This is a genomic window from Paraburkholderia fungorum (assembly GCF_046027605.1).
Classification (GTDB): Bacteria; Pseudomonadota; Gammaproteobacteria; order Burkholderiales; family Burkholderiaceae; genus Paraburkholderia; species Paraburkholderia fungorum_F.
The window spans coordinates 54680-79493 of the sequence record NZ_JAQQEF010000008.1 but is presented as its reverse complement, the minus strand read 5'-3'; the positions used below and the strand labels follow the sequence as shown (position 1 = coordinate 79493).

The following is a 24814-nucleotide window of genomic DNA, read 5'->3' as shown; positions in this document are numbered from 1 at the left end:
GCCAAACCGGCTCATGAAGAAATTGTGAGCAGTTTTCGGACCCGCGGGGCGCGTGCGACCGGATGACCCACCGGGCGCGCCATATCGCACGCGCACTGATCAGAGGAATGCCGGCGCCTGGACGCACCGCAGCGGGACGGATGCGCGATACTTCTGCTTTCCCGTTCAAGTGACCCGTCTGGAGCACGCAACCATGTCCCAGCCTTCTCTGCCGCGCCTTGGCTTCATCGGTGCGGGGCGGCTCGCGCGCTGTCTCGCGCTGAGCTTTTCACGCGCCGGCTATCCCGTCACGGCGGTGGCGAGCCGCACGGCGGCCTCGGCCAGCCGGCTCGCCAGTCAAATCGAGCATTGCGCGGCATTCGACGATCCCCAACAGGTGGTCGACGCCGCCGATATCGTCTTTTTAGCCGTTCCCGATGACAGCATCGGTACGACAGCACACACACTGCGCTTCAAGGCCGATGCCGCGAGCGGCCCACACGGCAAAGCGCTCGTGCATTGCAGCGGCGCCTCGCCGGTGGAGTTGCTGGCGCCGGCGCGCGCCCAAGGCGCCGCGATCGGCGGTTTTCACCCACTCTACCTCTTTAGCGGCGATCTCGCCGACCTCGAACGGATCGCCGGCTGCTCGGTGACGATCGAGGCCGACGGCACGCTCAAGGACGCCCTGACGGCGCTGGCCGTCGCTCTGCGCTGCCATCCGCTGTCGATCCCAGCGGGCGGCCGCATGCTGTATCACGCCGCAGCGCATTACGCCGCGAGTTTCGCGCTGTGCAGCCTCGCAGAATGCGTCGCCCTGTGGCGCACGCTAGGTTTCGCCGAAGACGACGCGCTGCGGGCGCTGCTGCCGATGCTGTCCGGCACCATCGAAACAGCCCGCGACAAGGGCCTGCCCAATGCGCTCGCCGGCCCCGTGTCGCGCGGCGATACGGGTGTCCTGGAGAAGCAGTTGGCGTTGCTGGAAAGCCTTGGCGGCGACCATGCCGCGTTGTACGGCTTGCTGTCGCGGCGCGCGGTTGGACTGGCCGAACGCCGCGCCAAACCGCCCGCCGCCATCGAGGCGATTGCCGAGGCGGTGGAAGAATCGCTGGGCCGCTCACTGAATCAGGCGGCAGCAGGTGCAAGCGTCAAGTAAGGCATGATAATGTGACGTCCGGCGCCGCGCGCAATCCGCCAGCGCCGCGCTTCGGGACCAACAGACGAGAACGCACAATGATCAAGGTCAGCATCCTCTATCCATATCGGGAAAACGGCCACTTCGACGTGGAGTATTACTGCGCCACGCACATGCCGCTCGCAGCGAAACTGTTCGGACCGTCGCTGAAAGGCTGGTCGGTCGACGTCGGCATCAACGCCGGGCCGCCGGGAACGCCGCCGCCGTACGTCGCCGCGGGTCACTTCCTGTTCGATAGTACGGACGACTTCTACAAAGTCTTCAAGCCGGCTTCGGAGCAGTTGCTTGCCGATATCCCGAACTACACGGACGGTGGCAACGGCGCGATTCTGATCAGCGAAATCAAGATTTCTGTGTGATATCCGTGGCCGGGTGTGGGTGCGGTTTGTCGACATGCGGTTCGCCGGCCAACCTGACTCGAACGTCTGGAAATTGATCCACCGCGTCCCCATTTATGACGCGTCACGCGCCCTCCTGCGGGAACGGCGCGGGCAATCCAAATGAACCTGCCGGCGCCCCCGATCGGTCAGCGCCGGCACCTTGCGGCTGAACGACGGCCGTCATTCGAAGGATAAGGACACGAGATGTTTGGCGATATCGCCCGTTTTCTGCTCAATACCGTCTTTACGTTGTTCGGCGCCGCGTTGCTGCTGCGCGCATGGCTGCAAGTCGTGCGCCTGCCGCCGTACAACCCTGTCTCGAACGCTGTACTGCAAGCCACCAACTGGATCGTGCTGCCCTTGCGGCACATCCTGCACAGCACGCGCAATATCGACTGGGCCAGCCTGGTCGCGGCGCTGCTGGCGGCAATCGTGTACGTGGTGCTGATGGTGGTGCTCACAGGCGCCGATCCCCTCACGCTCGCGCCGACCTTGCTGATCGTGGCTGTGCTGACGCTCATCAAGTGGGCGCTGAATCTGATCATCTGGATGACGATCCTGATGGCGCTGCTGTCATGGCTCAATCCGCGTTCGGCGGCAATGCCGATCCTGTACCAGCTGACCGCGCCGTTTTTGAATCCGCTGCGCCGTGTCGTGCCGCAACTCGGCGGCATCGACCTCTCGCCGATTCTGCTGTTCGTGATTGTGCAGGTACTGCTGATGGTGGTCACGCGTGCGGCCGTTCAGTTGACGTACTTCGTGATCTGAATGGCGCTTTGTGCGCTGCTTGGGCTTGCGGGCGGCAGCGCGATTTGCGCTAACCGCCCCTTCCCGAGTAGAATCGTGCGCTCTGCGGGCGTCGTATAATGGTAATACCCTAGCTTCCCAAGCTAGAGCCGTGGGTTCGATTCCCATCGCCCGCTCCAAAACCCTCTCAGGCCCGCCAGATATGGCTCTGAGCATGGTGATGGAGAATCCCACCCACACCTCGCACCCACAGTCTGCTCAAGAAATAGGCGCTTGGAGCCATTCCAGTGCCAATCAAAGTCCCTCGCCTCGTCCGTGACAACAAGACGGGCATCTTCTATTTCCGCTTCACGCTGCCCCGTCGCATCGCGAGCGCGATTCATCAGACAAGCATTTATACTTCGCTTCGGACCAGAAATCAGAAACAGGCGCGGGCCATGGCCACGCTGCTGAACTACGGGATCGAAATGAGCAAACCGATCGACCTGAGCAAGATCAGGCAACTTATCAAAATCAATCTGGACGAAGGGGTCTTCGAGGCGGATACGGCAGACGAGCAGGAGCGCGGCCTGAAAATCCTTGAACAGATGGCGAAGCTGCGATCAATCTCGATGTCAGCTCGAATTGCCGGCGAGCCCCAGCACCTTGCGCCAAATGCCCAGCCCGCCGCCTCACTTCCGGCGGCAATTGCTGCCCCGGCTGCCTCACCAAAACGCGTCGTGCGGAAAATGAGTGAGGTTGTGCCAATGTACATGCAGGAAGCAGAAGCCACCCTTGCTCCCGCGACCGTGTACAAGCACCAGCAGTCACTCAAACTCTTCCTCGGCCAGGCCGATGATCGAGTCGTGGATGATTATTCCAAAGAAGACATCAAGTCGTTCAAGACGCGAATGCTGAATGAAGGCAAGGTCGCCCATACGATCAACCAGTATCTTTCGCACCTTAAAAGCTTCTTTCAGTTTTCCAGCAGCAACGGCTACAGCGATGCGAAGGAAAACCCGGTAGACGGCATGTTCATCAAGCACGCGAAGAACAATATCAAGAAGCGCGAAATGTTTTACGACGACGATCTGACGGTTATCTTCGACTGGCGTAACTATAGAAAATTCGCGATCAAACCGGACTACTTCTGGGGTCCGCTTATGTGCCTGTACTCTGGCATGCGCATCGAGGAAGCAACCTCTATTGAACTGAGCGATATCAAGGAACAGGACGGCGTAGTCTTCTTCCGCGTTTCAGACGCGAAGACCGATGCGGGAAACCGAAACATCCCCGTCCATGCGAAATTGATCGAACTCGGCTTCCTCGACTTTGTAAAGAACTCCGCTCAAGTCAAAAATCGCGACAACGACAGACTGTTCTGGTATCTCGTGGATGGGCACAATGGAACCAAGAAGAACCTGTCTAGGCGCTTCTCCGAATACCTCGTCAAGATGGGTGTAAAAGACCCCACCACCTGCTTCCATTCGCTTCGACACACGGTCATTACCCGCCTCGCGACCCTGAATGTCAACACCAGCACGATCTTTCAGCTGACCGGTCACGTTGACAAGCAAAACGCCCACTTTCTTTATTTACACCCGATCCCGATGCCCGCTCTGAAGACCGCGATCGATACGCTAGATTTTCATGACCGTCTCGACTTCACCAACTTCAACCACATCTTGTCCTTTACGGTGTTTTAAGCGATGAACTTTCAGAGTCGCATCAAGAAGGAATTGAGCGAAGGCATCGTTCGAGCGATCCTCGATGACGCGGGGTATCGCGTCATCGACTCAGGGATTGAAAATCTGGTGCGCGAGCTGGCCTGTCTGACGGCACTGGAATATGCGGGACTCGACTATCCCAAGGCGATGCGAGCCCTTCCAGACCTCGTGGTGATGAATCGAGAACAGACAACGAAGTATCTAGTCGAGATCAAGTATCGGAGTGGTTGGTCATCGGCGCTTTTCGATGACATCCGGGAGCAGGTGGAAATCTACAAAGAGCTGGTTCTCATCTACCTGAATAGCAGTCCCGTAGTCGCGACCGGCCAGGCAACCGGACCAAGCACATACCTTCGATGCTGCAAGTTGCGAATCAATGCCGAGACGCAGGCCTACGAGATCGAGGTTCGTCACTACGACGAATGGCTCTGGGTCCCGGTTGCCAATCTGGATACCCGCGCCGGCCAATGGTGGGGGCTCAGCACATTGCAACGTGTCTTCCCGCAGATCGGTGATCGTCGCGAAGAGGGTACGCTGATGACCGCAATCCAGGCGCTTCAGGGAATTCTAAATACTCCGGAGCCAGAGGAAGCAGCCGCCCAAGCAATTTAATAGGCAACTGGCCTTGACTTAAGGCCGTCAATTTTGTTTGTTGTTAAGAACAACGAACAAAAGAAATGAATCCACAACTCGAAGAATTCTATAACCATCTGAATGAGGCCGTAGTCACCACCAACGATTTCGCCGAAGGCACCAAATTTCGCAAGCGCGAGAAGGTTGACCAGTTTGCGTACTGCGGCCTGAACCCTGTCTACCGCGCCTATCTGAGCTTTGACATCGACAAGCCAGCATCCGCGTTCCGTTTTGAAGATGTGAACCTGCCAGCCCCAACCATCATCACCGTGAACCGGAAGAACGGGCATTGCCACATGCTTTACCGGCTCAATACCCCCGTCGCCTACCACGAGACCAGCCGCAGCGCGCCACAGGACTACTTTGAGGCAATCCAGTCGGAGATGGAATCCAGACTATCTGCGGATACGGCCTTCAATCACACCCTGACCAAGAATCCCCTGCATCCCGCATGGGAAGTGATCACATTCCCGACACGCTACGATCTGACCGATTTGACAGAATGGATCGAACTGCCAAAACGGTCCACTACCAAACGACTACCCGACGATATTGCTTTCCGAGGCAGGAATGACGAACTGTTCCACACCCTCAGATTCTGGGCCTACGGTGCGGTACACGCGCATGTAAATGCCGAAGCATGGCACCGTGAGGTGCTGGCCAAAGCCATCGAGATAGATGAAACGTTCGACGTGTCGCTTCCCTACTCCGAGGTCAAGGCGACAGCGAAATCAGTGGCTTCTGGAACGTGGAAAAAGCGCCACGAACTTCACTATCGCCAGCGTGTCCTCACCTTCGCCGACGAACCCGCCGTTGAACGCATGCGATGCGGCGCCGAATACACCAATGCCGTACGCAGGCAGAAATCCCTGGAAACGCTGATAGCGGCCGCTACCCGTCTGCATCCGACCTACGGTAACGAACTTAGTCCCCGCCTGCTGATGGAACACACGGGCATGAACATCAAGACCGTGCGCAAATACTATGGCGAAGCAGTCGCCCATCTGGGATTTCGTGGATAAGCCCCTGGTGTGCCCGGCAACTAGAACACCTTCCCAAGCAGATCGCCGTATGCCCAGATCAGCGTCCCGAGAACCATCATCCAGACGCCAACATAGCCCGCGCTTTTGTCCAGTTCATCTTGCCGGAGGCGTTCCGCTGTTTCGGCGTCTAATTTGATCTTTAACATCTGGACGGGCCCTGAATCATCCACTGACAGAATCGTGGCTTTACCCCAATGCAAGGATGCGCCTCCAACGCCCTGCTTGCCGAGCCGAATGATGCTCCGATAGCCGAGCAATGCACCGGTTAGAACAACGACTGCCCCTGATCGTTGAAACCACATCCACGACGTGGCTCCGATGTCGGAACGGATGGATATTACGACCACCAGCAACGTAGCGATGGTTAGCAACATTGGGTTCTGCAATGTCCTACGCATTCACTGCCTCATCTGTGATGTTGATCTGGTCTCGAAGAAATCACCATTTTTCGACCGGCACGGCGTACATCAGGTAATTAGCCCGCATGCTTGGATCGCGTCAGCGTCCAGCCAACGGCAGCATACCGCTCTGGCGGCCGGCAAACCAAGGGGAAAGATAGATCCAGACGCAACAGAAGAGGAAATAGCTAGCCCAAAGGGCAAATACAAATAAAAAATGGCCGAAGCACATTTCGACCATTCTTTTACTGCATCAGCCTTCAACCTACCTGTTTCAATCACTCCGCGATGTGCTCACTGGCAGAGGATGTTGTCCCGCTATGCCACTTCCAGCATCGTATCGTTTGAGGCATTGCCCATTTCTGAAACATGCCCCGGATCGCCAGCCACCTGTTCAACCTGGATGACATCAATGATCTGCTGTTCAAGCTGGGCGATTGGACCATGCTGAACTTCATTGCCCCAGCAGTACCATCCGTCGCGCGGCACACCACGGCGAAACAGCTCCATCTTCGGGAGTTCCGGGTACATCGTCTCGATCACTTCGTAAAACTCATCCGGCTTCTGGCTGTGCACACGGCGGTCGTACTGGAACACCGAAGTGAACCGTGATTCGGCCGGAACTTCAGGCATGGTGTTGCCACGAGTCGCCAGCATCAGCACCTCATGGTTCACACGGAAATATGGACCCATGCCGCTTCCTCCCTTGTGCCAGATCGCCTGGGTTCGGTACTTGAATCCCCATGCCTCAATCACCTTCAGCCCTTCCGCCATGAGCGAGGCAGGTACCCAAAGAAACAGTACGGCATCGTATGCAACCGCCTTGCTGTCACGAAGCAGATTACAGATCTCGTCCAGCTTCATCGTCGGATAGCCCACACTCAATTGAGGGAGGTAGTCCCATGGTGGGTCCGCATACACCACATTGAACGTGCCGACAGAATGGTCGAAAGGCTTGTTCGTGGCTCGCATATGATCGAGCTGGGCCAGCTTTACCTGTCGCAGTCGCTCGCGCTCGTCTGCACGAGCCTGTTTCGCCTGCTCCAGCATATCCTTTGCTTCCTTTTTCACCAGTTCGTCCAGTTCTTGCTGCGGCAGACTCGCAAGTGCTACCGCATTGCTGACATCGATCTTGCCCGAGTCGACCGCCTCGATCAGCCCTTCATGACCGGACTGAATAACCTTGCCGGCCCGTTGCAGCGAGTCGACCGACACCTTCAGATCGGCCGCTGCCTGTTTCTGGGATACCGCCTGAGCGGTATGCTGGTTCGCACCGACCTTGGTTTTCGTCAGGCGAGCCGCGATCATCGCCCGTTGACTGTCGTCAAGGTGACGGCGATGCAGGTTCTGGCTGACAACATACGATTGCACAGGCATGCCCAGATCTTCGATCGCCACATAGACGGGCTCAACACCAAGCTCGCGACAGGCACGGAGCCGCTGACGGCCATCCACGATCTTGTTGTGATACACAAGGATCGGCATCTTCTGGCCATGCTGTCGGATGTCGGCCTTCAACTGGGCGAACTCATCGTCGCGCATGGCTGGAAACAGGCCTGCGGCTAAGTGGACTTCAAACTGTTCGTAAATATTCACATCGTGATTGATGACTTGCATATAAACCTCCAAGGTTAGATTCTGAAGTCCCCTGCCTTCACTATGAAAACAGGGGAATGTGGATACAACAACTACATAGGACTACTACTTTTATGGAAAGATGCCTTCCCCTAAACATTGACTACCTTTAGCTCTGAACCTCTGTCGGCTCAAACACGCAGTTCAACAACTCCAGGCCCGCGCTCACTGTCTGTTTACGAAGTTCGGCATTGCTCAGACCGCTATATTTCTGGTACTCCATGGTGCGATCGAGCATGACAACGAGTGGACAATCCTCGCCAAACTGGCGATGGATTTTGTCGTATCGCCGGTCCACCGCCACGAAGACAATTCCGCGAGCCAGGTCCGCCACCTGGAGGGCCGGATAGGACTGGCCCTTGTGGATGATCTGAAGCCGTTTGAATCCGATTCCATTCGACTTGCAGTCCACTGCGGTGATCTCATACGTTTCTCCGTCGGCTGGGACCGCAAATGGGTCGATTTTTTTCAGTTGCTTGGCTTTCTTATTCATACTGTTTCTCCTGTAAATGAAAGGTTTAGGTTATCTTCACTGGCGTCTCGAACATCCCCGGGTTTCGTCTGCGTCGTGTCGATAGTGAAATGATCCGTCACCGCTGCCTTGGGGGCCAGTGTCAGCATGACGGTCGTGCGAGCATTGCTTTTCGAGCCTCCAAATGCTTCACGGCGTTTCTGCTTACCATCGTGCGATCCGCAAAGGATGAGCCATCAGTCCGAAAATAACGATTGCGTGCATGACCGCCGTGCGAGCATCGCGTATCCGGTCCCGCTGTTGCTTCACGACGCTTCGGCCTAACCGTTGTGCGGTCCGCAAAGGATGAGCTATAAGCCCGCAAATAACGATTGTGCGCATGGTAGCCATGCGCGCATTAAAATGGCTACCCGTGATAATGGAGTGGCGCAGAGCATGGCGAACAAGGGAAGGGGCACGGAGAAAGCGGCATCGACGGATACTGACGATCCGAAATCAGATAGTTCAAGCAAGTCAAAACCGGCTCAGTCAGGACAGAAGCCACGTGCGATTTTCGACGGCATGCGGGCCCGTGCATGGGTCGTTGATCTGATGCGCAGGACTGGCGCGAAGGGATATGCCGAACTGAACCGCGTGATTTTCGGCATCGAGTGGACGAAGAAAAATCCGACTTCCGATCCGTTCAAGAAGCTGCCGCAGCTTTCATGGAGTCGGTATGGCACTGGCGAGCGAGCCCCAGACGCAGCCGCGATCAGCCTCGTCGAGCAGAACAGCATCTGCCGAGGTGCAAGGCTCGTCCTTGACGTCGGACCGGAGGAGGATCGCATGAACGTCCCCTTGTGGCGCCCACTCGAAGAACATGCCGATTTCGCGCAATATCTGGACGACATGCTGGACGACATGGGAATTGAGCGCGGAATGCGCTCACGCACCGACGCGGTCCTCAGCGAATTTGCCGAGCCTGCCGCATGGGCGGTAGCCAGAAGTGGACACAGGCCCATGCAGACAGCGGACAATCCCCTTATGCGGTCGATCAGCGACGGATATTTTCAGCCGACCCTATACCGGTTCGCGCTGGCTCTGACTGCCTGGCGTCTTGCGATGGTAGAAAGCGAAGATGCGGACTTTTTCGAGTCAATGGCGATCAACCTGATCAACGGGCCTGTCAAATCGATGCTCGAACACCACCGCATCTTCGAGGGTGTCCGGGATCTGGTCGGTACCATTGCGATTGAATTCCATCTCGCCCGGCAGGATCTGGCATCCGCCGTGCGCGTGCGAGACGAACTCGGGCTCCGGCCACTATCGTCCGGTCCCGATCAGCCGTAGGCAGGCAACGGACCTAAACCTTCGTGATGGTTGTATCGACGCCGCCTGATTTGACCGGCAACTCGGTTTCCAGCTTGTCGTTAAGGCCGTATTTCGGCACCAGATAGCAAAACCAGCCCGACTCTGGGTTGTCCGCATATATCTGTTCGCCGATGGTTTCGGCAGTCTGTTTGTCGCGATTCGGGCGGTCGGTGCGCATGCCGTTGCGAAGCAGTCTGAGGAGCAGTTGGGTATATGACTGATGGCACGACGGGCCGTCGCATTCGACAGGCGACTTAAGATTGAAAAATGCTCCCGTCGTGTCCGCAAGCAGGTGTGCGATCGTTCCGTGAAATACGATAACGCCATCGCTTTTAGCGACCATTGCATTCCGGTTCAGCGCGGCAGTTTGTTGATCCAGCATGGCTTGCAAACCGCCCATATCGAGTGCGCAAAAGCTATGATCCAGCCACAGCCTATACAACCATTCTGCTGGATTAATGCGCTGTTGCCGTTCGGCAGGAATCGTTGTCAGCACATCACTAGCGATGCCCGTTGCATGACCAAGCGCTATGCGCAGAAACAGGAGCCGCGCGTCAGGGCTTGCCTTGTCCTGCCATTGGTCGAAGGTCGCCGCCGCGTTGTCGGGCGAAGTTGACATTTCCTGCCCGAATGTCCCGAGTGCATCGACCACCTTCAGCAGATCGTTAAACTGCGTTCGCGTCAGGTTCGTCGGCGAGTAGGCCGCGACGACCGGCGAGGCGATTCGCAGGATCTCGTAGCCGTCGGGCTCAACCTCTTCGTCCAGCTTGGCAAAGACACCGGTCATCCGGCCGTCAACAATAATGGCGGGAACTGGCTCACCCCATTCATAGGTTTCGCCGTCTTCTTCGAACTGGTCCGCATCGGCAGGCAAACCATGCGGCACTGCGCGGCGTTCCAGCCACTCACGGATATCACCGGCACGGTAACGGATTCGTGATCCCTGCCCTGCTGCGTGCCAACCTTGCAACGTCGACTCGGGCTCCCCAAGCAGATTAGCCAAGTCGGCTTCGGTTATCCGCCGACCGGCGAGCGACTCAGGCTTTGGTATAGGGAGCAACGTGTCTGCCAATGCGGCAACATGGGCGCTACTCAGTAGGGTTTCGGCGGGAAGCTGGCTGAGTCGGAGTCGAATCTCGAAGGATGTCATACAAGATATGCGGGATGGAAGAAAGTTTTGACTGACTGGAGAATACTCAGAAATCCGATTGCTTGCCGCTTGAGCGGTAGGCTACCGCTCAAGCGGCAAGTATTCTGCGACTGCATCGAGAGGGTCTCCCCATCTGGCTTCGCTCGACCCCAAAGACGCCGTTTGTCTGTATCAGAACCAAACGCATAAGCGGCAGCATCGAGCAAGAAACCGTCAACCAACCCCGACCAACAATCGCGTTCTGCCACCCACCGCGCTCGGAACGCAATGTTGCACGCATCGGGCTGGCACAAACCCCGAGCAGGGGGCAACCTCAGGCGCGAACTGCCAGACTATCGGGTGATCCCCTCGCCGTAGACGAGCCATATCATCTGCTCCCCTATGACGTCTTAGATTAGCGAGCCGACGCAACCAACCGGTGTCTTCTGAGCCAATGTACATGGCACCCTATCAGTCAGTTATCAACATATTCCATGTATAGGAGCTGTAGACATGGAATTCCGGCAACAAGCTCGTTATCTGGCCTTCGTCGTAAAAGTGATGCGCGACCCCAGGAAACATGCCTGGGTCAATCGGGTGCAGGGCGCGAGGATTATGGAACATCGACAATCCTTCCGACCAAGACTCGGAAGTTTTGTTCGGAGCGATCTCTTTAAAAAATCCAGTTGGCAAAGCCGCATTCCGATCGTGGGTATGCCGCACACCGACTCGGAACATCTGGTGATTTCCTACGCCGAAACCAGCGAGCTTCCCCATACGATTAAATTTCGACAACGTGCCAGACGACGAAAACAGAACAGCGCTCACATGCTCCGCTTTCTCCTGCAGAAAATATCCTGACGGAATCGTCTTCCCATCATGCTCGTGCGTTTCGATCTTAATTGGTGTAATTACCAGATTTCCATTTTCGTCAAAAATGAAATCATGAGTAACGCCGTATAGATACTCCAGTAACGCAGGCGATGTCCAAGTCATAGAGCGTTTTTCGTGAAAATCGGCAACTGCAAAGACAAGCGGATTTCCCTTAACGTGATCCAACTCCCAATAGGGATTTTTTCGATTTAACTTCGAGTAAAGGGCACTTCCAAATCGGATCGGAACACGTGTCTTCAAAAGCTCACGAATTTCCTCTGGGGAACGTAGCTTCGGAGCACCATGCTCGTCCTCCTCAACCGGCTGATCTTTCGGCGATGGGCCAGCGATGACCGCCTCGATATACACCTTCTGTCGCCCACGAGAGACCATAAAATCTGGTGCAGGATCAGGCCTTTCCACGAAAAGTCCGAGATCCAGCAACGCTGCGTATAGGTATAACTCCCAAATACGTGCGTCAAACGCTGTGGTTTGAAATTGCTGCACAAAGTTGCCGTCTGCATCTACAAAGTGGTGCATCATTTCAGACATGATTTTTCTTGCAGGAATCCATACATCATGTCCGCGCAAAAGCTCGAATGACGGATGCAATTCTTCAGGTTGGGCTATCGGAGTAAAGAGGTCGACGCTCGCATTGTCCTCCGCTTCGTCTCCCTGAGCAAAAACCGTGTCACCGCTCGCCGTCAGATCGCTCATCGACGTAAACAACGCATGTCGTGCGTCCGTCCGGTTCATGCTGACTTTTACATCGATCGCTCGGAAGCGCCCCTTCGTGTCTCGACCCAGCACTACGAAACCATAGTCACGATCCGTCAGATCGAGTACAAGTACACCGATTAGCGTCTCCGCACGATTCGCAAAGAACTCCAGCTCCTCACCAAATAGATCCACGATGGGCGAGCGAGTCCATGCGACAAAAGCGTTGTACCGCTCCATGGTCCACGGTTTCACGCCGTGCTCTGCCCAAAGAGCAGCCAATCGCTGCTCTAGACTTCCCCTTTTTCGTGCTTCACCCATCTAATTCTCCGTCGTGATTGACCAATATGCGGGAAGCGCGTATGTCGCGGAAAGCGCCGTCATATATTATTGAAAGCAAACGTGAATGCATAATGGATCAAATACACCCGTGCGGCCATTTATTCACTAGTCGGACATATTAGCTGACTACGTTGTCAATCAATTTATTTCGAGGATACCGCTCCAGCGGCACGCTCCCGAAACCGTTCGTCGGATGACCCTTGCTATCCGAAAAATATCCGGTATTAGTATAGGAAGCCGAACGACGCAGAACCTAAGCCAGGTCACCCTTTATCACGGTAAACAGTGATAAACGATATCTCTGGGTTCCCCAGCCCCTGAACAGCAAACCAGCGACACAGGCACGGACAGCGCGACGCACGGCCCACATAACCATAACAACAGGAGCCGAATATGGAACAGCATTACCACGAGGCAGTAGCCTCAACAGTCAAGAAACAGGCCGGCCAGTCCGGTATCGACGGAAACATTCACCGCAGAACCAAACGGGTTGAAATCCGTGTCAGCCCGAAAGAGCATGCGGAACTCGGCGAGAAAGCAATCGCAGCCGGTTACGACAACCTCGCCCAATATCTTCGCGAAACCGGACTGTGCGGCATCATCAGTCACCCGAGCAACGATGAACTCGCATGGTTGCAGGCTATCAATCTCATTGGGAATTATGTCGCCGAAATAGCCGTGCAACTGAAGGACGGTCGCGAGCCCGATGAAGAAATCCTGCTGGTGCTCATGCAGGTTCAGGACATCGCAGAAGAAGTCAGGAAGGAAGTGAAGCAAGCGAGGGGCACGGGCACCGCATGATCGTCCGTGTATTCAATGCGGGGATTTCGCGTGGCGAGTCCCCTGTCAACTATCTGATGAGTGACCGCGACCATACCGGCCAGCGGCGTGCCGTTGCCCCTGAAGTTTTGGAAGGCAGTCCCGACCTCACTATCGCGGTCATCAACAACATCCAACGAAAGCACAAATATGTATCCGGCGCGATTGCGTTTCGCGATAACGAGCAGCCGACCCGCGAGCAGATGAAGCAGGTTATCCAGTCGTTCAAGCAGAGCGTGTGCCCCGGCCTTGTGCCCAAACACTTCAATAGCCTGTTCGTTCTGCACCGCGACAAGGGCAACACCGAGATTCATTTCGTCGTTCCGATGACTGAGATGTCCACGGGAAAACGGATGAACATTCACCCGCCGGGCAAGCAGAACATCAAGCTATACGAAGCATTCACGCAGGTGATGAATCATCAGCTCGGCTACGCCCAGGTCGTGCCCGATCCGCTCAAATTGGCTTTGAGTGATTTCGAACGATACACCCCAGAAGGCAGCAAGGATCGCAGCAACAAACTGTATCTGCATAAGCGACTGACGAGGGCGATTCGCACCGGACAGGTAGCAAACCGCGACAAGCTATGCGAGTTCCTGACCGAACAATACGGTGTTGAAGTTACCCGAAAAGGGGCGGACTACATCTCACTGAAGTTTCCCGGCGCGGCAAAGGCCAAACGCTTTCGCGGCCCGCTCTATAACGCAGATGCCAACTATGCCGATCTCGTCACTTCTGCCCGTAGCACGAAGCAGGAACAGCACCTGTCGCCAGCCGAATTTCAGCAGGCACGCACGACACTGAGCCAGCATGTTGAGGTTCGTCGTCAGTTCAATGTGAAAGCCTACCTATCGCCCCGTGTGCTTCGTAGCCATCGTTTCAAAGCGGCTCGCGAACGGCAAACATACAAACCAATAACAACAAACCGTAAGGAGACCAGCAACATGAAATCACAATTCACGGCCATCAAGCTCATCGCCCAGCAGGCATTGCAGGAAGCCCGAGCCGTCCACGCAACCCGTCCTACCACGTGGACGACCCGCGACAAGGCGGCCGTCATTGGCAGTATGCAAAGCATGCGAGAGCAGGCCATGCACAGTGCCGATACACCATCCGACATAAGTGTTTTCAGCGACATCGAGGCGGCCATTGGCGAGGTTCAATCCAGCATCAACGCGGCTTTATCGGACATGAATGCGGCCAGAACACCAAAGCAGCGTAGCGAAGCCGAACGACGACTGGCGAAACTCACGGAACAGAAATCTCGTCTGCAAGTTCAGCTTAGCCAGGCGAAGATTCGCCAGTTGAACAGCGTGGCCAGCTTGAGGGGAAATTGACCAGCGTGCGCTGCCTACACCAAACGACACAAGCCCTTGCCACTCAAGGATGCGGGGTATCCGTCCAGGAGCAGAAGCGGCGACTGGCGTGCCGTGTGGTCGGTGAGAGGCTTGGAAAATGAGCCATGGGTCTCAAGAGGGACACGGAAGGCGTCAATTCAATGCAACAACCGCCGGCTCCGCCGCATCGAGCAAGAATTTGGGCCACCGGTCGCCGAAGGCGCCGCACAAGGCGAGGGAGGCATTAAATTTCCCGAAGTCAACGGTGACCTGTAAAATTGTACGGTCCGGGGTCCAGAAATCGGCTGACGCCCGTAAGTGCCTGTTCGAAAAGAGAAATTTAATGACCAACGACACGACGGCTAGTTTAAAAATAACCGTGTGGCGAGCCTACCGACCGGGGAAAGCTCTCGCTATGTATGCGCCATCCGGCTTGAACCCAATAATAAACACACCCTTTTCGACGGACACTTGGCTCCATCGAGAGGTTTTCTCGTGGCAAGCGCGCGAGGACATTTGGGGCGGCTTGGAAGACGACGAGAACCGCGTGTTGCTCATGGAGAAGTTTCGAGACGAGTTCGACGCACTCCTCCCCCCGGTCGAAAGAGACATCGCAAAATTTGGTCGCCTTGTGGAAGAGTTGCGTCCGATTGCGACTTCTAAGACCTCCAAATGGACTGCCAGCCGCCAAAACGACCCTGAAGATCCCGCCATCGTGTTCGGCATAAACGCCCTCCTCGCTTTCTACAACCAAGTAGCGTGGATTTATGGGATTTTCAGAAACGCGCCCGATGCCTCAGTGACTATCCGATGAGCGACTTCAAACTGCTTAGTCCGGCTGCGGCTGGAACCATTCTTGACAATCTGTTCAAGAAGACCTCAGACAGGAAATTTGCTATTTCGGTAAACGAAGATAAATGCTTCGGAGAAAAGCGGCTCGACTTGGGTCAAATCAGCTTGCCCGTGGAAGACACCGAATTCTCAGTTGTCGACAACTCTGATCGATCGGGATGCTATGAATGGCATGTGCCCACGCCGGAGGCATTACGAAGCGGATTGATGCAGTCGCTCGACGTTCCGCCAGCCGAGGGTAATAACAAAGCCCGCGCGGAAAAAGAGTTGGCAAAAATTGAGCGAGTTCTTGATCTAGTTGCGGCAACGGCTGCACGGCTAGGACTTACCCTTCCGAACTTCGACGCCGATAGTCTTGCTGAATTCCCCTTCCGACGCCCGGTGACGGTAGTGACGGACACAGCGGCCATCGCACAAGGGGCGTTGGACTTCGTCGCTCGCTACCTTCATCCGGCAGCGCGGATAAAGATCCCAGCGATAGCGCACATGGAGATCGTAAATTTGGGCGATCGATATTTTGCTCAGCGACGTTCTCCTAAATCTAAGGCTGCGATGTTGTATGAGCACATAATAAGTCAAGGCTCGCAGCGGACATTGTTACGCCTCGAATTGCAATCCGATGTCGAGATTGAGCGAACCGCCGTGATGAGCGAGCCACTGCGGAGCGCCTTTCAGAAGGAGAGCGGCGAAACTGCTGACTTGAACTTAAGCGCTCCCGTACGCAGCTTTTGCGATAGATTAATCTTGGAAGTTGCTCGGCAGCACCAGTCGTATTCTGCACCTGGACATGCGGTCTATCTTCTGACCGCAGATCAGGGGTTAGCGCGAATGGCGATGTCCGAAGGTATCGAGCCGATCTTTTACGCCTCCCCGGTAGCCAATGACTTCCTCGGAAAGATAGTCACAGGATCGGGCTTTAATCCACTGACCGGCGCTCTTAGCGTCGTCCCCCTAACTCAGGTGCTATGGGAGTTAGCTGTTGCGTTTGGCAATGCACGCATCGCACTCCCTGACGACTCGGCATACGTCGAAGTTGCGACAATCGGTGATGGCTTAACGTGGTCGCCGTTTCATTCGCGTGAGGATCTTTTTTGGGTTCGGACAGAAGGCGAAATTGAGGCCGGCGACGGCATCGCTACGCCGCCGTCCTCGCAAACTGGAACCCAGACCAAAAAGCTTGAATCCACGATGGTGGAAATTAAGCCAGTCGCAGAAGCAATCGTCCCAAAGCGAGCCGATGAAACCACCTCCATGATTCGGTTCTCCGCCGAGCGATTGCTTGACTTGGTGGCGATACTAGGCGCCAGGAAGCCGGTCGCACAAAAAGCGCTGTTGAGTCAAGCAGACATATCCGAAAAAGCATGGGCAGACTATCGGCGCCTACTTGAGTCGGGCGAGTTTATTCTGGCGGACAAGAAAAGCAACTGGATCGGCACAGAACGGTTGGATTCGCTTTGGAACGCATGCGTGGCAACCGATTTCGAAGCAATGACGAACGTGCTGAAATTGATTCCCTCGTGCAACTTTTTTTTCCAAACTCTAGAGGAACAAAAGAAATTTTCCGAGGGTAAATCCCCTTTCCCCTCGCGAGTGCTATCGGGCTACCAAGGACTGGCTGAATTCTGCTGCATCGGAGCGCCAATCGCTGGGGAAGGATTTTACGCAACGGCGACGAACCCCAAGCCCACGGCGTTCACGGAAATTGCATTGAAACAGTTCGTTCGAATTGCGAAGGGCGAAAAGCTCGCTTCAGTGGGTGCTTGGCTTGAGGAATTGATTAGAAGCGAGGGAATCCATCCGTTGAATGCGAGATCGCGTTTGGCGGAAGCTCGCGCGGCTAAGTTGATTCATCTAATCACCGAGGGATCGACGACGGACACTCGTCATGATCGAAAAATGATCCGAACTCTCGTAGTTGAGCGAGACAAGCCCTTGGTCAGGACGGAATACCTATATCGGGGAGATTTCCTTATCCCGGGAAAATCTAGTACCAGCTTTCGATTGGAGGAAATGGCGAAATGAGTTTACGAGAACGGCTATCCGAGCGCATCGCCAATGCATCCACTTCTTCTGGAACAATATTCGAAACATATGGATTCCGAAGGAATCCGTTCCCACCTTCGTCCCAAACCAACGGCAATCCGCACGCGCCAACGGCAGCAAATGAGGTGATAGACCAGCGCATAGTGAGTTTCATGCGCGATCATCGTTCACAAGTTGTTGTGGTCGAGGGGTCTCAAGGCGTAGGGAAAACAAACCTACTTAACTATTACGAACAAGAATTGACGGAGATCCTTTCGGAAACGGAGGGTTTCTATCTGGTTCGATATCTCTCCGATCCCGAAGCATCTTTTGATTCGACGTTGAGACGGCTGATGCAGGAATTTGACGTTTCACGACTAATTGAATTGGGCGAGGCTCTTAGCGAGGACGAGGGCGTCATTGAAGAAGCCAAGGGTCGGGAGATGCGAATAGCCCTGCACGCGCTAGCGACGGGGATGTCCGACGCCAGTGAGGAAGATTCTTATGACGTCGCGAATGCCTTCTGGGAATGGCTCCAAGGGTTACGGATATTGAACAGGCATAGGGAGCTTCTCGGTGTTCAGTTTCGCCTTGATACTTTGGAGTCTAGGACGCTTGCATTTCGTGATTTGGTATTTGTCAGCAGCAAGGCCAAAAAGCTCTCGGGGATTTTTTTGCTGCTGGACGAGTTGGAGAAACAGGACGGGACGTTGAGTGCTACTCAGGTCGTTCGCTATCTCTCGGCGATGCGTGCCATCATAGACGCACTTCCGGAACATCTCTTCATGTTGCTGGCGATCACGCCGGATGCTTTGCGACGGTATTCGGTCGCGTTACCAGCATTCCGTAGTAGATTGCAGGATAAGGTCGAACTAGAAGCGTTGAGCGATGCGGACGAAGCCCTTAACTTGGCACACTTCTATATTAGTGAGGCCAAGCGCGAGGGGCAGGCTTCCACGTCACGCAGCAAGGCAAGTGAGACTACGCCGATACTTTCAGATGACGATATTACGTCACTATTCGATAAGCTATACGAAACAGCCGGCGGGCGGGGAGATAATGGCCTTCGTCAGCGTGAGTTCCTGCATGCCCTTCATCTTTTGGCAGAGCAACGCATTCAAAGCTTGCTTGCTAACGAGCGGGACGAAAATAAGGCTAAGACATCGCGTCGGACTACAAGAAGGAAACCAAGCGACTTGAAATAAATTCTCAGCCCCGTATGATGGCAAGAAGATTCGAGCATTGGGGTTGATCGGGCGGCTTACCCACCGTTTTCTAGCTCATGGCCTGCGCAGATGGCCGCTTCGAAAACCGTGGATAAGCCGTTCAGAATGGACCAACCATCCGCATCGCTTAGTTTGCTGCCGATCACGCAAGCTCGCGAATCAGCCCACAGATGCTTGCAGCGGTATTCCCGCGCATTTCTTTGGTGATCGGGATCTTCTTGCCATCGTTCATCATCGCGTAGGCCACCGAATCGGCTATGCTTAGATAGCCACCTTTGCCGGTCCGCTGCGAAGCTTCCCAGCCAAAATCGTAGACGTCTTTGTAGCTCAGGGTCTGACTGCCCCATCGAATACCCACACCAGGTTCAATCACAATAGTCTGGTTTCGCCGGTTGAGACGATGAACCACCAGCATCGGCGTCAGAACTGCAACGGGCATCAGCACGATGCCTACGAGCAGGTTATCGTTGACGGCTACAAAGAAGCACGCTGCAAGTCCTGCGAGGATCAGCGCGATAACGGGCACTACCGTCACAATATCAGCGACGACGAAGTTCAGCCGTCGCTGCCGGAATGTAACCGCTACTTTGCCGTCCGCCAATTGAGTGCGCTCGTATATCGGTCTGGACCGAATCCCATGCTTCGCCGCTTTATCGGAACCTCGCGACAATCGCATGATGCCTCGCACCGTTTGATAGATGAACCACGGCACGCTCGCCCACCGCAGCAGGTTCATGAGCAGGAAATTCAATCCGAAGGGAACATAGCGATCACCATATCGCCCTAGGATCAGCAACGGCACGACAAACGGAAAGAAGCGGAATGCCAGCCGGATCGCCGCCGACGCATAGTCCAGCACCCGTTCAAGACCATCAGTGACATCCATTGCCGGGCCAGAATAAGCAGCGGAACCACTTTCAGTTTGCGGCACATTGAATCGGTGCATGCCGAGTTTGAAGTTGGCGGCGGCTGGTCCGTCGGTCGGCAACACGCGAGCCTTGATCTGCTCATCAACGCTTCCGAGCACATCATTTTGTCCATCGATGAAATAGTTGCCCGACTTTACGTGGTTGTCGTCGTTCTGCATACGGTTCCCCAAATATGAATACCTGTCGCTTCAGAATGCGGGGGCAGGTAGCCGCAACCCCAACCCTTACCGGGCAATAGTCATGTTGCTGATGATGCTCATCGGCGGATTGGCATACAGCGTTTTCAAGACGGGATAGGTGCGGTCGGTGCAGATAGCACCATTGCAATTGCCGCCGCTTCCCTGCCCGAAGCCGTCAAAGTGATTGGTCAGGCCGAGGGCATGCACAAGCTCATGCTCGACCAGGGGCTCAAACGGTGCGCAACTGGCATTGCTGAAATCGACATCCACATTGAAAGTTGGGCGCGGATCGATGAGCGGGCTGGAATCCACTTCAGCTTGCCAGTCAGCGGCAAGCGGCGGATCGATGGAATAGGTCGGATCAACCCACTGGCTGAAAATATTTTGACGATTTGCATACAACTGCCCGCAGTTATTCGGCTCACTGGCACTAGCAGTCGGCGGCGTCGCATTGTTGAAAATCACCCCTCGCGTGACGGATGCCGGGTTCGTTGATGCGGGCAGACGGTTAAACACGGTTTTGCCGATCGCCGCTTCCAGATTGTTCAGGGCCGTCGTGACTGTCGCACTATTACTCGTATCCAAAAACGGAATCAGACCGTCGCGTTCAATGTTCCAGCGGTAAGAGTGCAGACCATCTACGCCGCCCTTAAAGGGATTGCCAATCGTACCAAAAGCCCCTGATGTGTCCCAGACAGGGATATTGGTCGTCGTACCCTGGCTGGTTGCTATGTCAGCCCGGATTTGCGTGTCGCTCGGAGCAGTGGTTGCGGGATTACTCGCTACTGGACCCGTTTGACCGTCGCCGCTGCTACCGCTGCCGCCACATGCGGCAACAAAAACCGGTATCGCAAGAAGCAGATAAGAGCATTTCCGCATAATTCACCTGTGTCATATGATGTATTTGCATCACGTATTTAGCCGAAATACTCGATACGTGATGCAAAAGCCGTGGATGCGAACGCATCATACCGGAAGTATTCGGGCCATGTCAGCCGCACTGAAGGGTCCCGACCCGTCGCAAAAACTCGCGTCATTACGAGACGTGCTGGCATATAACGTGCGCGCCAATCGAGTAGCGAAGTTGCTTTCGCAAGAACAGCTTGGATTCGCGGCGGGTTTAGATCGAACGTTTGTGAGCCAAGTAGAACGGGCCCGAATCAATGTCTCGCTAGACAACATCGAAAAAATCGCCGTTGCGCTTGATGTAGCCCCGGAAAAACTACTCCAGCGGCCAAACTTAGTGAAGGTGAAGTAAGCGGTTGACGCGTGGTGAATCTCCGCTGCTACAATCTTGCCTGCTTGGGTTGAATACCCACGCTTTTCACCCACACTTTTCTGCCTGTTTTTTGGGCGCGAATGTGAGTGGAGGACCGGCTGGCGGGCGTTTCCGGGAAGTTGGAGCAGTTTCCCATCGCCCGCTCCAGATTCTTTCCAGCCCGCCTGGCGATTGCCGAGGCGGCTTCGCGAAAGGATCTGATTCTGCAGTAATTCCCGTCAGCTATACATTTCCAACCGGTCTCCCGAGAAGTCGCATAAACGCGTGCACACACGCGCCAGGCGCCGTCGCTGTATTCAGCACCAGCGCTTTGCTTCCCAAACCAGACGCGCAGACGCGGCTGTGTGATAGCGCCCGAGAAGATAGCGAATGCCACCCTGGCATTCTTCGACTGCATTCCCGAACGAGCTTTCGCCATTCGGATTCAATTCATATTGAGGCCGCAGCAATTGAAACATCCCGCGAGCGGGCAACCTTCCGTTGCGCAGGTCCACCATGCCGCCGGACTCTTGCGCCATCAACCAGAGTAAATCCTTGAATTGCGTGAGCGGCACGCCTTCAATGGCCATCGCTTCGCGCAGTGCATTCTGCGAGGTCGTCGGCACCGCGGTGGGATCAATAGCGACCCAATCGGTTTTGGCGGGTTTAGCTTGACGATGATTGTGTACGTGTTTGCCCATAGTGGATTTTCGCTTGGATAATCGTTGCAATGGATGACTTACAACGCGATTAAATCATACGAAAGGCTGTCACGGTTATGAAAACGTAATCTTCGTGTTGAGCGACGCCGCCCCTCAGGCCGACCGCCGTCTGGACGGACCCTTTTCGGGTGTGCTACCTTACGCGCACTTGCAACGTCCGCTCCATCTTCCTGCTGAGCCTTCAGCAGAATCCAGCACGAGCCGCCTCCCTGAAGGCGGCTTTTTTGTAGTGGCAGCGGCCGGTCTGGCGTTTTCGAGTGAACCGCGCCTGCGCGCCGCGGCTCATGCCGCGCGAGCGCAAAAGGCGCCTCGCAACACGCCGTGTCAACCGCCACGCACCGACCCTTGTAGCAGCATCGACCATGATCCACGATCCAAACAACACCGGCCTGCCGGACGACCTCCCGCCGACTTCCACCGAGCCCGAAGGCCAACCGGCCAACACCGACGCCAACACAAACGCCACCGGCGACCCCGACGCCCCGCAAGAAGAAGGCTTGCATCGCCGCCGCATCCGCAGCTTTGTCACGCGTGCGGGCCGCGTATCGACCGGCCAGCGCCGCGCGATGGACGAACTCGGCCCGAGTTTCGTCGTGCCCTTCACGCCGCAACAACCCGACTGGAATAGCGTGTTTGGCCGTGCAGCGCCGCGCGTGCTGGAAATTGGCTTCGGGATGGGCGCGACCACCGCGGAGATCGCCTCGCACCGTCCCGACGACGATTTCCTCGGCGTGGAAGTGCACGAACCAGGCGTGGGCGCGCTGCTGAAGCTGATGGGCGAACAAGAGCTGTCGAACATCCGCATCATTCAACACGATGCGGTCGAGGTACTCGAACAGATGATCGCGCCGGACAGCCTCGACGGCGTGCATATCTTCTTTCCGGACCCGTGGCACAAGGCGCGCCATCATAAGCGCCGGCTCATTCAGCCGAAGTTCGTCGCGTTGCTGGTCTCGCGTTTGAAGCCCGGCGCCTATCTGCATTGCGCAACCGACTGGCAAAACTACGCCGAGCAGATGCTCGAGGTGCTAGGCGCCGACCCCGCGCTGGAAAATACGGCGGACGGCTACGCGCCGCGTCCCGAGTATCGTCCGGTGACGAAGTTCGAGCGCCGCGGGTTGCGACTCGGACATGGCGTATGGGATCTCGTGTTTAGAAAACGCGGCGCAGCGTAAAGCCGCTTCGGATTCTCGACTCACCAGCAGCAAGCAAAGCAAACAAAAAGGTCCGCAAACGCGGACCTTTTTGCATGGCTAAAGGCCAAGCGGAACTCAGTCCGCCCAGCTCAATGCACCGCTATAGCCCACCAGCAGAATCAACAATCCGAAGCCGATCCGGTACCACGCGAACACTGTGAAATCGTGCGCGGCGATGTAGCGCAACAGCCAGCGCACGCACGCGAACGCGCTGATGAAGGCCGCCACGAAGCCGAGCGCGAAGCTGCCGAGCGCGTCGGCGGACAGCAGATGCCAGTCTTTATAGAGTTCGTAAGCCGTCGCGCCGAAGATGATCGGAATCGCGAGGAAGAAAGAAAATTCCGTGGCGACACGCCGCTCGAGACCGAACAGCATCCCGCCGATGATCGTTGAACCCGAGCGCGACATGCCAGGAATCAGCGCGAAACATTGTGCGAGGCCGACTTTCAACGCGTCCAGCGGGCCTAGATCGTCCACGTTCTGAACGCGCGCCGCAACGTCTCCGCGGGCGCGCTGGCGCGCTTCCGCCCACAGAATCACCACCCCGCCCGCCACCAGCGCGAACGCGACCGGCACCGGCGAAAACAGCGCCGCCTTGATAGCCTTTTCGAACAGCAGGCCGAGCACGATCGCCGGAATCGTCGCGATGATCACGTTGAGCGTGAAGCGGCGCGCGTCGGGACGGCTGGGCAAGCCAACCACCACACTGCCGATGCGCCGGCGAAACTCCCAACAGACGGCCAGAATCGCGCCGAGCTGGATCACGACATCGAAGGTTTTCGCGTGTTCATCCGTGAAATTGAGCAGACTGCCCGCGACGATCAGATGGCCGGTGCTCGAGACCGGCAAAAATTCCGTCAACCCTTCGACGACGCCCAGAATCAGCGCCTTGCAAGCCAATAGCCAGTCCATCCGTGACCCTCATCGCTGTAGATAGTCGAAACGAGCAGGGTCGGCCAGTGAGTGCGCGACCCTGCAGGCCGCGCACAGCGTCATTTTTCGACGATTTGCACGCGTATGCCGTTTGTAAGGATGGTGATTGTACCGGGTTCGTAATTCACTCCGGCAAATTGCAACTGTTCGGGCTTGAAGGTGTAGATCGGATAGTTGGTCAGCAACTGCGCGGCGAGCGCGGCCGCCGCGGCATTGATTTGCTGCGTGTAGGCCTGCGCCTGCCCGCTGACGCTGACGTTATCGACGTTCGGCGACTTGAGCACAACCGATTTGCTGGCGGCGTCGTAGGCCAGTTCGCTCGACAGCGTGAAAACGCCGTCGACCGGTTGCGGCATGAACGGGCTCGCGAAGCGGGCGTCGAGTTTCACCGAGACGCGGTTCGCATCTGGCAGGAAGCCGACCACCGGATTGGTCAGCGCGACATCGAACACTTGCGAGACGGTGCGCTGATACGGGAATTTGCGCTGCACCGCTTCCTGGACCTGCTGCTGCGAGAACGTGTAGTGCGAAGGGATGAACGGAAAGGTCGGCGTCGCGCAGGCCGCCAGCGATACCGTGATGCCGAGCGCAGTGCAGCTTGCCAGCGCTGCGAGCAGGAAGCGGCGCCGGGTCGGCGCAGCGAATCGGGTCATGCGAAATCTCCTGTGGAAGCCTTCTCGAGCATCCGGTTGCGCGAGGTTGTTCTGGATCGGATCAACGGGCGACGTGATGGTTCGCCCGCATG

Annotated in this window: 24 protein-coding genes and 1 tRNA gene; 15 read left to right on the top strand and 10 right to left on the bottom strand. The window is 56.1% G+C overall.

Features of this window, described 5'->3' with window-relative positions:
* The first annotated feature begins 193 nt into the window (after positions 1-193).
* The 7 genes from PQR53_RS15330 (at position 194) to PQR53_RS15300 (ending at position 5659) form a co-directional block, all read left to right on the top strand.
* Complete coding sequence (locus PQR53_RS15330) at positions 194-1132, top strand: Rossmann-like and DUF2520 domain-containing protein (RefSeq protein ID WP_408455149.1); 939 nt, start codon at positions 194-196, stop codon at positions 1130-1132.
* 77 nt (positions 1133-1209) lie between these two features.
* Complete coding sequence (locus PQR53_RS15325) at positions 1210-1530, top strand: EthD family reductase (RefSeq protein ID WP_408455146.1); 321 nt, start codon at positions 1210-1212, stop codon at positions 1528-1530.
* A gap of 225 nt (positions 1531-1755) precedes the next feature.
* On the top strand, positions 1756-2319 hold the full coding sequence (locus tag PQR53_RS15320; protein WP_408455143.1) for a YggT family protein: 564 nt from the start codon (positions 1756-1758) through the stop codon (positions 2317-2319).
* Positions 2320-2403: 84 nt separating this feature from the next.
* A tRNA-Gly gene (locus PQR53_RS15315) sits at positions 2404-2477 on the top strand.
* Positions 2478-2585: 108 nt separating this feature from the next.
* Complete coding sequence (locus PQR53_RS15310) at positions 2586-3983, top strand: tyrosine-type recombinase/integrase (protein WP_408455140.1); 1398 nt, start codon at positions 2586-2588, stop codon at positions 3981-3983.
* Positions 3984-3986: 3 nt separating this feature from the next.
* Positions 3987-4616, top strand: coding sequence for a hypothetical protein (locus PQR53_RS15305; protein WP_408455137.1), 630 nt, complete (start codon positions 3987-3989; stop codon positions 4614-4616).
* Between the two features lie 65 nt (positions 4617-4681).
* On the top strand, positions 4682-5659 hold the full coding sequence (locus PQR53_RS15300) for a replication initiation protein (protein WP_408455134.1): 978 nt from the start codon (positions 4682-4684) through the stop codon (positions 5657-5659).
* A 20-nt stretch (positions 5660-5679) separates the two neighbouring features.
* On the opposite strand, the gene PQR53_RS15295 is transcribed toward PQR53_RS15300, so the two are convergent.
* The 3 genes from PQR53_RS15295 to PQR53_RS15285 form a co-directional block, all read right to left on the bottom strand.
* Positions 5680-6054, bottom strand: coding sequence for a hypothetical protein (locus tag PQR53_RS15295; protein ID WP_408455131.1), 375 nt, complete (start codon positions 6052-6054; stop codon positions 5680-5682).
* A gap of 342 nt (positions 6055-6396) precedes the next feature.
* Complete coding sequence (locus PQR53_RS15290; RefSeq protein ID WP_408455128.1) at positions 6397-7695, bottom strand: Spo0J and IME4 domain-containing protein; 1299 nt, start codon at positions 7693-7695, stop codon at positions 6397-6399.
* A 127-nt stretch (positions 7696-7822) separates the two neighbouring features.
* Positions 7823-8206 carry a hypothetical protein gene (locus tag PQR53_RS15285; RefSeq protein ID WP_408455125.1) on the bottom strand — a complete coding sequence of 128 codons (384 nt, stop codon included), beginning with the start codon at positions 8204-8206 and terminating at the stop codon, positions 7823-7825.
* A gap of 414 nt (positions 8207-8620) precedes the next feature.
* On the opposite strand from PQR53_RS15285, the gene PQR53_RS15280 reads away from it, so the two are divergent.
* Positions 8621-9514, top strand: a complete 894-nt coding sequence (locus PQR53_RS15280; protein ID WP_408455122.1) for a hypothetical protein — start codon at positions 8621-8623, stop codon at positions 9512-9514.
* Positions 9515-9527: 13 nt separating this feature from the next.
* Here the strand turns inward: PQR53_RS15280 and PQR53_RS15275 are convergent, their stop codons facing one another.
* Entirely contained in the window at positions 9528-10685 is a 1158-nt protein-coding gene (locus PQR53_RS15275; RefSeq protein WP_408455119.1) for a helix-turn-helix domain-containing protein, read from the bottom strand.
* Positions 10686-11135: 450 nt separating this feature from the next.
* On the bottom strand, positions 11136-12575 hold the full coding sequence (locus tag PQR53_RS15270) for a hypothetical protein (RefSeq protein WP_408455116.1): 1440 nt from the start codon (positions 12573-12575) through the stop codon (positions 11136-11138).
* A 414-nt stretch (positions 12576-12989) separates the two neighbouring features.
* Between PQR53_RS15270 and PQR53_RS15265 the strand changes: the two genes are divergently transcribed.
* The 5 genes from PQR53_RS15265 to PQR53_RS15245 all read left to right on the top strand — a co-directional run bounded on the left by PQR53_RS15265 (position 12990) and on the right by PQR53_RS15245 (position 18831).
* On the top strand, positions 12990-13397 hold the full coding sequence (locus PQR53_RS15265) for a plasmid mobilization protein (RefSeq protein WP_408455114.1): 408 nt from the start codon (positions 12990-12992) through the stop codon (positions 13395-13397).
* Entirely contained in the window at positions 13394-14752 is a 1359-nt protein-coding gene (locus PQR53_RS15260) for a relaxase/mobilization nuclease domain-containing protein (RefSeq protein ID WP_408455111.1), read from the top strand. The genes PQR53_RS15265 and PQR53_RS15260 overlap by 4 nt, the downstream gene beginning before the upstream one ends.
* A gap of 343 nt (positions 14753-15095) precedes the next feature.
* A complete protein-coding gene (locus PQR53_RS15255; RefSeq protein WP_408455108.1) occupies positions 15096-15566 on the top strand; it encodes a hypothetical protein in 471 nt (156 codons plus the stop codon).
* Positions 15563-17626, top strand: coding sequence for a PIN domain-containing protein (locus tag PQR53_RS15250; protein WP_408455105.1), 2064 nt, complete (start codon positions 15563-15565; stop codon positions 17624-17626). Before PQR53_RS15255 ends, PQR53_RS15250 begins: the two co-directional genes overlap by 4 nt.
* A complete protein-coding gene (locus tag PQR53_RS15245) occupies positions 17623-18831 on the top strand; it encodes a hypothetical protein (RefSeq protein ID WP_408455102.1) in 1209 nt (402 codons plus the stop codon). The genes PQR53_RS15250 and PQR53_RS15245 overlap by 4 nt, the downstream gene beginning before the upstream one ends.
* 163 nt (positions 18832-18994) lie before the next feature.
* Here the strand turns inward: PQR53_RS15245 and PQR53_RS15240 are convergent, their stop codons facing one another.
* Positions 18995-19939, bottom strand: a complete 945-nt coding sequence (locus PQR53_RS15240) for a hypothetical protein (RefSeq protein WP_408455100.1) — start codon at positions 19937-19939, stop codon at positions 18995-18997.
* A 66-nt stretch (positions 19940-20005) separates the two neighbouring features.
* Entirely contained in the window at positions 20006-20839 is an 834-nt protein-coding gene (locus tag PQR53_RS15235; RefSeq protein WP_408455097.1) for a hypothetical protein, read from the bottom strand.
* Between the two features lie 109 nt (positions 20840-20948).
* On the opposite strand from PQR53_RS15235, the gene PQR53_RS15230 reads away from it, so the two are divergent.
* Complete coding sequence (locus PQR53_RS15230; RefSeq protein WP_408455094.1) at positions 20949-21218, top strand: helix-turn-helix domain-containing protein; 270 nt, start codon at positions 20949-20951, stop codon at positions 21216-21218.
* A 317-nt stretch (positions 21219-21535) separates the two neighbouring features.
* Here the strand turns inward: PQR53_RS15230 and PQR53_RS15225 are convergent, their stop codons facing one another.
* The gene (locus tag PQR53_RS15225; protein WP_408455091.1) at positions 21536-21949 is read right to left on the bottom strand and encodes a hypothetical protein; all 414 of its coding nucleotides are present in this window, start codon (positions 21947-21949) and stop codon (positions 21536-21538) included.
* Between the two features lie 353 nt (positions 21950-22302).
* On the opposite strand from PQR53_RS15225, the gene trmB reads away from it, so the two are divergent.
* On the top strand, positions 22303-23115 hold the full coding sequence (gene trmB / locus PQR53_RS15220) for a tRNA (guanosine(46)-N7)-methyltransferase TrmB (protein WP_408455088.1): 813 nt from the start codon (positions 22303-22305) through the stop codon (positions 23113-23115).
* A gap of 96 nt (positions 23116-23211) precedes the next feature.
* Here the strand turns inward: trmB and PQR53_RS15215 are convergent, their stop codons facing one another.
* Together PQR53_RS15215 and PQR53_RS15210 are read right to left on the bottom strand one after the other, a co-directional pair.
* Positions 23212-24048 (bottom strand): undecaprenyl-diphosphate phosphatase, encoded by an 837-nt coding sequence (locus PQR53_RS15215; RefSeq protein ID WP_408455085.1) that lies wholly within the window; start codon positions 24046-24048, stop codon positions 23212-23214.
* Between the two features lie 80 nt (positions 24049-24128).
* Entirely contained in the window at positions 24129-24722 is a 594-nt protein-coding gene (locus PQR53_RS15210; RefSeq protein WP_408455082.1) for a DUF1439 domain-containing protein, read from the bottom strand.
* Positions 24723-24814 lie beyond the last annotated feature (92 nt).

What these genes read in the sequence shown, in the direction of transcription:
- PQR53_RS15275 (WP_408455119.1), bottom strand. Translation starts at nt 10,685, where the DNA reads ATGACATCCTTCGAGATTCGACTCCGACTCAGCCAGCTTCCCGCCGAA.
- PQR53_RS15285 (WP_408455125.1), bottom strand. Translation starts at nt 8,206, where the DNA reads ATGAATAAGAAAGCCAAGCAACTGAAAAAAATCGACCCATTTGCGGTC.
- PQR53_RS15240 (WP_408455100.1), bottom strand. Translation starts at nt 19,939, where the DNA reads ATGCAGAACGACGACAACCACGTAAAGTCGGGCAACTATTTCATCGAT.
- PQR53_RS15295 (WP_408455131.1), bottom strand. Translation starts at nt 6,054, where the DNA reads ATGTTGCTAACCATCGCTACGTTGCTGGTGGTCGTAATATCCATCCGT.
- PQR53_RS15325 (WP_408455146.1), top strand. Translation starts at nt 1,210, where the DNA reads ATGATCAAGGTCAGCATCCTCTATCCATATCGGGAAAACGGCCACTTC.
- PQR53_RS15290 (WP_408455128.1), bottom strand. Translation starts at nt 7,695, where the DNA reads ATGCAAGTCATCAATCACGATGTGAATATTTACGAACAGTTTGAAGTC.
- PQR53_RS15280 (WP_408455122.1), top strand. Translation starts at nt 8,621, where the DNA reads ATGGCGAACAAGGGAAGGGGCACGGAGAAAGCGGCATCGACGGATACT.
- PQR53_RS15210 (WP_408455082.1), bottom strand. Translation starts at nt 24,722, where the DNA reads ATGACCCGATTCGCTGCGCCGACCCGGCGCCGCTTCCTGCTCGCAGCG.
- PQR53_RS15320 (WP_408455143.1), top strand. Translation starts at nt 1,756, where the DNA reads ATGTTTGGCGATATCGCCCGTTTTCTGCTCAATACCGTCTTTACGTTG.
- PQR53_RS15260 (WP_408455111.1), top strand. Translation starts at nt 13,394, where the DNA reads ATGATCGTCCGTGTATTCAATGCGGGGATTTCGCGTGGCGAGTCCCCT.
- PQR53_RS15300 (WP_408455134.1), top strand. Translation starts at nt 4,682, where the DNA reads ATGAATCCACAACTCGAAGAATTCTATAACCATCTGAATGAGGCCGTA.
- PQR53_RS15270 (WP_408455116.1), bottom strand. Translation starts at nt 12,575, where the DNA reads ATGGGTGAAGCACGAAAAAGGGGAAGTCTAGAGCAGCGATTGGCTGCT.
- PQR53_RS15245 (WP_408455102.1), top strand. Translation starts at nt 17,623, where the DNA reads ATGAGTTTACGAGAACGGCTATCCGAGCGCATCGCCAATGCATCCACT.
- PQR53_RS15255 (WP_408455108.1), top strand. Translation starts at nt 15,096, where the DNA reads ATGACCAACGACACGACGGCTAGTTTAAAAATAACCGTGTGGCGAGCC.
- PQR53_RS15330 (WP_408455149.1), top strand. Translation starts at nt 194, where the DNA reads ATGTCCCAGCCTTCTCTGCCGCGCCTTGGCTTCATCGGTGCGGGGCGG.
- PQR53_RS15230 (WP_408455094.1), top strand. Translation starts at nt 20,949, where the DNA reads ATGTCAGCCGCACTGAAGGGTCCCGACCCGTCGCAAAAACTCGCGTCA.
- PQR53_RS15265 (WP_408455114.1), top strand. Translation starts at nt 12,990, where the DNA reads ATGGAACAGCATTACCACGAGGCAGTAGCCTCAACAGTCAAGAAACAG.
- PQR53_RS15305 (WP_408455137.1), top strand. Translation starts at nt 3,987, where the DNA reads ATGAACTTTCAGAGTCGCATCAAGAAGGAATTGAGCGAAGGCATCGTT.
- PQR53_RS15250 (WP_408455105.1), top strand. Translation starts at nt 15,563, where the DNA reads ATGAGCGACTTCAAACTGCTTAGTCCGGCTGCGGCTGGAACCATTCTT.
- trmB (WP_408455088.1), top strand. Translation starts at nt 22,303, where the DNA reads ATGATCCACGATCCAAACAACACCGGCCTGCCGGACGACCTCCCGCCG.
- PQR53_RS15235 (WP_408455097.1), bottom strand. Translation starts at nt 20,839, where the DNA reads ATGCGGAAATGCTCTTATCTGCTTCTTGCGATACCGGTTTTTGTTGCC.
- PQR53_RS15215 (WP_408455085.1), bottom strand. Translation starts at nt 24,048, where the DNA reads ATGGACTGGCTATTGGCTTGCAAGGCGCTGATTCTGGGCGTCGTCGAA.